Origin of the sequence: Streptomyces alkaliterrae (assembly GCF_007097205.2) — a bacterium.
Classification (GTDB): domain Bacteria; phylum Actinomycetota; class Actinomycetes; order Streptomycetales; family Streptomycetaceae; genus Streptomyces; species Streptomyces alkaliterrae.
Genome location: NZ_VJYK02000337.1, coordinates 1 through 5,696, shown reverse-complemented (window position 1 = coordinate 5,696; position 5,696 = coordinate 1). Strand labels below are relative to the sequence as shown.

Annotated in this window: 6 protein-coding genes; 1 reads left to right on the top strand and 5 read right to left on the bottom strand. The window is 73.9% G+C overall.

Annotated elements, in window-relative coordinates:
• The 5 genes from FNX44_RS23055 to FNX44_RS23035 all read right to left on the bottom strand — a co-directional run.
• A partial coding sequence (locus FNX44_RS23055) for a sensor histidine kinase (protein WP_228450133.1) occupies positions 1–1,209 on the bottom strand: 1,209 nt, incomplete at its 3' end.
• 5 nt (positions 1,210–1,214) lie between these two features.
• The gene (gene cseB / locus FNX44_RS23050; RefSeq protein WP_143650713.1) at positions 1,215–1,928 is read right to left on the bottom strand and encodes a two-component system response regulator CseB; all 714 of its coding nucleotides are present in this window, start codon (positions 1,926–1,928) and stop codon (positions 1,215–1,217) included.
• A gap of 9 nt (positions 1,929–1,937) precedes the next feature.
• On the bottom strand, positions 1,938–2,654 hold the full coding sequence (locus FNX44_RS23045; RefSeq protein ID WP_143650712.1) for a hypothetical protein: 717 nt from the start codon (positions 2,652–2,654) through the stop codon (positions 1,938–1,940).
• Positions 2,655–2,767: 113 nt separating this feature from the next.
• A complete protein-coding gene (locus tag FNX44_RS23040; RefSeq protein ID WP_143650711.1) occupies positions 2,768–3,382 on the bottom strand; it encodes a SigE family RNA polymerase sigma factor in 615 nt (204 codons plus the stop codon).
• A 189-nt stretch (positions 3,383–3,571) separates the two neighbouring features.
• Positions 3,572–4,501 (bottom strand): iron-sulfur binding domain-containing protein, encoded by a 930-nt coding sequence (locus FNX44_RS23035; protein ID WP_143650710.1) that lies wholly within the window; start codon positions 4,499–4,501, stop codon positions 3,572–3,574.
• A 229-nt stretch (positions 4,502–4,730) separates the two neighbouring features.
• On the opposite strand from FNX44_RS23035, the gene FNX44_RS23030 reads away from it, so the two are divergent.
• The gene (locus tag FNX44_RS23030) at positions 4,731–5,558 is read left to right on the top strand and encodes a hypothetical protein (RefSeq protein ID WP_143650709.1); all 828 of its coding nucleotides are present in this window, start codon (positions 4,731–4,733) and stop codon (positions 5,556–5,558) included.
• Positions 5,559–5,696: the final 138 nt, after the last annotated feature.

Genomic DNA, 5,696 nt, shown 5'->3' with positions numbered 1-5,696 from the left:
GAAGGTGAGGCGGGCGCCGAGGACTCGGGCCTGGCCGGCGGCGATGGTGAGGCCGAGGCCGTGGCCTCGGCCGGCGCGGTCGGAGGTGCCGGTACGGAAGCGGCTGGGGCCTTCGGCGAGGAGTTCGGCGGGGAAGCCGGGGCCGTGGTCGCGGACGCGGATGAGGCGTTCGTCGACTTCGACGACTACCGGGGGTTCGCCGTGGCGGGCGGCGTTGGCGAGGAGGTTGCCGAGGATGCGTTCGAGGCGGCGCGGGTCGGTGGTGACGACGGCGTCGTTGATGACGCGGACTTCGGCGTCGGGGGTGAAGGTGCGGACGCGGCGGGAGACGAACTCGCCGAGCGCGATCTCCTGGAGTTCGGCGCGTTCGGCGGCGCCGTCGAGCCGGGCTACTTCCAGGACGTCCTCGACGAGGGTGCGGAGGAGCTGGGCGCGGTCGCGGACGAGTTCGGCGGGGCGGCCCTCGGGGAGGAGTTCGGCGGCGGCGAGCAGTCCGGTGACGGGCGTGCGGAGTTCGTGGGCGATGTCGGCGGTGACGCGGCGTTCGGCTTCCAGGCGGGCCTGGAGGGCGTCGGCCATGGCGTCGATGGCGCGGGCGAGTTCGGCGGTCTCGTCGCGGGCGCGGCCGCCGATGGCCTCCCGGACGCGGACGTCGGCGTCGCCTTCGGCGACCCGCGCGGCGGCGGTGGCGGCCTTGCGCAGGCGGCGGGAGAGACGGCCGCCGATGAGCACGCCGAGCGCGGTGCCGCCGGCGACGACGGACAGCGAGCCCAGGATGAGGGTCTGGTCGAGTTCGGCGAGTACGGAGTAGCGGTCGGTGAAGCGGGAGTGCAGGGAGAGGACGCCGCCGTCGGGGAGCGGGGTGGCGGCCCACACGTCGGGGGCGTCGCCGCCGTCGTGGCTGACGTAGGTGGCGCGTTCGCCGCGTTCGACGGCGGCGCGCAGCGGGGCGGGCAGGTCGGGGTCGTTGAGTACGGCGCCGAGGGCGAGGCGCTCGGTGGACTCGTAGATGCGCTGGGCGGACTGCAGCCGCTCGTCCTGCACGTCCCGGCTGCTGTTGATCATCGACACCTGGGTGGCGTTGTAGATGATCAGGCTGAGGACGAGTGCGACGAGTGCGCTGACGGCCGCGATGGCCACGCTCAGGCGCCAGCGCAGCCCGAACCGCACGCCGGAGGTGCGGCGGGGTCGGGGCAGGCGGTACGGCAAGGGGGTCAGCCCTTCAGCTTGTAGCCGAAGCCGCGCACGGTCTCGATGCGCTGCTGGCCGACCTTGGCGCGCAGCCGCTGTACGTGGACGTCGACGACCCGGGTGTCGCCGCCCCAGCCGTAGTCCCAGACGCGTTCGAGTAGTTGGTCGCGGGTGAGGACGGTGCCGGGCGCGGAGGAGAACTCCAGCAGGAGGCGCATCTCGGTGGGGGTGAGCGCGACGGGTTCACCGGCGCGGCGGACCTCCATGCCCTCGGTGTCGATCTCCAGGTCGCCGAAGGCGAGGATGGCGGAGGCGGGTTCGCCGGTGTCGGGGGACGGGTCGTCGGCCGGAGCCGGAGCCGTCCGGCTGTGCTGGAAGCGGCGGAGGACGGCGCGGATGCGGGCGACGAGGACGGCGCCGTCGAAGGGCTTGGTCACGTAGTCGTCGGCGCCGGCCTCCAGGCCGAGCACGACGTCGATGGAGTCGGCGCGCGCGGAGAGCATGATCACCGGGACGGTCGACTCGTCGCGGATGCGGCGGCACAGGCTGACGCCGTCGAGGCCGGGCACCATGACGTCCAGCAGCGCGATGTCGGGCCGGTCGGCGCGGAACGCCTCCAGTCCGGCCAGGCCGTCGGCGACGGCCGTCACCTGGAAGCCGTCCCGCTCGAGCGTGAGCTGGAGGGCTTCCCTGATGACGTCGTCGTCCTCCACGAAGAGCACATGGGTGTCGGCCATCGGCTCGGCTCAGCCCTCTCCCTCCCGGCGGCCGGAGGCCGACGGCTTCGGATAGTCCTTGTACACGCGGTCGAGTTCGGCGAACCTGCCGCCGCGCCACACGTAGGTGACGACGTCCTGGCCGGTCGGGCAGCACATGGGGTCCTCGCCGAGGTAGATGTCCTGGTAGACGCGGAGGGAGTTCCGGTCCACCTCGGCGTACACGGACGCCTCCTCCTCGGTGAAGACGTTCACGTACTGGCCGGACGGCGTCTCCCGGTAGACGTAGCTGCCCACGCCGGTGCCGTCGGCGCAGGCGGAGACGTTGACGACGACGTCGGCGGCGCTCACACCGGTCAGCCTGCCGTAGGCGACGTCCACGGGCCAGGCCGTACCCGCGCAGGGGTACAGGTACTCCTTGACCTCCTTGTCGACGGCCGGGTCGGCTTTGAGCAGGGCGATCACGTCGAGTTCGCGCTGGGCGCCGGGCGGCCTGACGGGTGCGGCGCTCGGCCGGTAGAGGCGGCCCGCGTCCGGCTTGTCGGTGTCGATCCCGCCGCCGTCGGCCCTGCCGCTGGAGGTCTTCGGGGCAGGGTCGGCGTCCGGCGACTCCGCCGACGGCTCCGGTGTCGCCGGTGCCGCCGGGAGCGGCGTGGCGCGGGAGTCCGGCACGGCGTCGGCCGCCGCCGACTGCTCGACCCGGACGCCCTCGGCCCCGGCGCAGCCGGCGACGGTCAGCAGCAGCACCCCGCACAGCGCCAGCGTCCGCCAGCGGCTGCCGGCCGCGCGCCGCGACCCGCGCCACGACCCGGGCGGCGTCGTCCGCCGGCACGCCGTCCGCCGGGACGGCCGCGCGGCGGTCAGGCGGCGCACTGCCCGCCGACCGGCACGCCCGGCTCGGGCGCGCGCCGCGCCCTCGGCACCGGGACGACCTGCGCCACCTCGCCGGGTTCCCTCTGCTGCCACTCCCGCTCCCTGCCGATCAGCTCCGAGCGCAACCGGGCCAGCGCCCGGTGCAGCGTACTCTTCACCGTTCCCGGCGACATGCCGAGGGCCGCCGCCGTCTCCTCCGTGCTCATCTGCTCCCAGTGCCGGAGGATGACCACGCTGCGCTGCTTGGGCGCGAGCAGACCGAGGAGTTCGACCAGCATCTCCCGGTCCGCGTACCGCTCGATGCCGTCGTCGACGCCCACCACGTCCGGCAGCACGTCCGTGGGTACCTCCTCCAGCCGGCGCGCCCGCCACCACTCCGTACGGGTGTTGATCATGACACGACGCAGGTAGGCGTCGGCCAGCGACTTGTCGGCTATCCGGTCCCACTTGCCGCAGGTGCGGGCGAGGGCCGTCTGGAGCAGGTCCTGCGCGTCGATCGGGTCGGAGACGAGCCTGCGTGCGCTGCGCAGCAGTGCGTCCTGCCTGGTGCGGACGTACTCCTCGAAGTCCAGCACGTCCGCCCCGCCCGTAGCAGCCGTCATCGCCGTCATACTCGCCTCCCCTGTCCTGCTCCTGGCCCCCGTACGTGGGTTCGTCGCAGACGCTATGGAGGCGGTGTTGCGGCACCCCGCCCGGCGTGGCACGGGCAGCGCGCGGCCACCCATCGGTTGTGTAACAGCGGCGGGAGCCGGGGCGCCCCGGCTCCCGCCGGGAAGCCGGGGCGGGCGGTCTCAGCCGTTCAGCGGGCGGCTCTGCGGGAGGCGGTAGACGCCGCCGGCAAGCGGTTCGACGAGTCCGTCGGCGACCAGGCCGTCCAGCGCTCTGGCCCGCTGCACCGGTTCGTCCCACACCTGGTCGAGACGCTCGCGCGGCACCGGCTCGTTGGTGTCCCGCAGCACCTCCAGCAGCCGGCCGCGCACCTGGCGGTCGGTACCGGCGTAGCTCTGGGTGCGGCGCGGCGGGCCGGCGTGCGGCGGCGAACCGGCGCGCTTCCAGGCGCAGCGGTCGGCCACCGGGCAGCCGCCGCAGGCCGGCGTGCGCGCCGTGCAGATCAGCGCGCCCAGCTCCATCGTGGCCGCGGCCCAGCTCGCCGCCTGCTCGGGCTCCTCCGGCAGGACGGCCCGCGCGAGCTTGCGCTCGGCGGCCGTCGTGGCGTTCGGCGGGTACTCCTGGCCCCGGAACAGCCGGGCGAAGACGCGGCGGACGTTGGTGTCGAGCACGGCGTGCCGCTGCCGGTAGGCGAACGAGGCGACGGCCGCCGCCGTGTACTCGCCGACGCCGGGCAGTGCTAGCAGCTGGGCGTGCTCGCGCGGGACGTCGCCCCCGTGCCGTTCCGCTATGGCCGCGGCGGCGCCGTGCAGGCGCAGGGCGCGGCGCGGGTAGCCGAGGCGGCCCCAGGCGCGGACCGCCTCACCGGGCGGCTCGGCCGCCAGGTCGGCGGGCCGGGGCCAGCGCGCCATCCACTGCTCGTAGACGGGCAGCACCCGGTTCACGGGCGTCTGCTGAAGCATGAACTCGCTGACCATGACGCCCCAGGCGCCGGCCTCGGGTCGGCGCCACGGGAGGTCTCTGGCGTGGACGGAGAACCATTCGATGACGGGTGAGTGCAGTTCGGGCGCGCCGTACTGCTCGGTCGCGGGGCATTCGGAGGTTGCAGTCATGGCCCTTTGATCCTGGCACGGCCCCACCCGGCGGTGAAACGCCCCGCGCCGGAGCGGCCGGGAAGCGCCCCCGCCCCCACCACGCATGCCGTAACGCCGCCGCGTCAGGGCCCGGGAGGCGCCCGGTACGACAAGGAGACAAGGGGAAAAGTCGAAAAGGTTGAAAAGTTGGTGCGATGTGCGGCGGGTACGTCGCCGCACCGGGCCTGAGGAGTCGTAAGGTTTCCGGGTGGGATCATTGCGCAATCCGGTCGGTCCGCTTCCCTCCTCCATCTACTGGCGACGGAGGGCGGTCGCGCTGTCCCTGGTCGCGGTCCTGCTCCTGCTGGTCGTCTGGGCGTTCACCTCGGGTGGCGGTGGCGCCGGCAACAAGGCGGGCAACGCGGGCCAGGACGACCGGGGCGACGGCGCGGCGAGTGCCATCACCCCCGGCCCGACGAGCTCCGAACCGGTCATCAGCGAACGCCCGGGCGGGCGGGACGAGGACGGCGAGTCGGAGGGCTCCGACGGCGACGGCGACAAGGCCGACGCCGGAGGCGGCACGGCGGGCGCCGGCGGCAACGGCGACAAGGCCGGCGACGGTTCCGACGGCGGCACCGGCGGCTCGAACGACGGCAAGGGTTCCGGCGGCGCGGCCGGGGACGACGTGGCGGGCCTGGCGGCCTGCCGCGCCGGGGCGGCGAGGCTGGGTCTGGAGAGCGTGAAGAACAGCTACTCCCCCGGCGAGAAGCCCCGGTTGCGACTCACCGTGGACAACACGAGCGGCAAGGACTGCCGTCTGGACCTGCGCGGCGGGAGCACGGTCATCACGATCTCCCACACGGACGACACCGACAAGAAGGTCTGGGCGTCCGACCACTGCCCGTCGGGCGAGGCCCAGCTGCGGGTGAAGGCGCGCGAGAAGCGCACGCACACCGTCGTGTGGGACCGCACGCCGAGCGCGCCGTCCTGCGGCACCCCCTCCAGCGGACGCGTGGCCTCCGGCACGTACCTCGCGGAGGTCGAGGTGCCGTACCTCGGCACCGCCGAGACGTCGTTTGTCCTCGCCAAGGACTGAGCCCGGAACTGGGGCCTGAGGAGTCGTAAGGTTTCCGGGTGGGATCATTGCGCAATCCGGTCGGTCCGCTTCCCTCCTCCATCTACTGGCGACGGAGGGCGGTCGCGCTGTCCCTGGTCGCGGTCCTGCTCCTGCTGG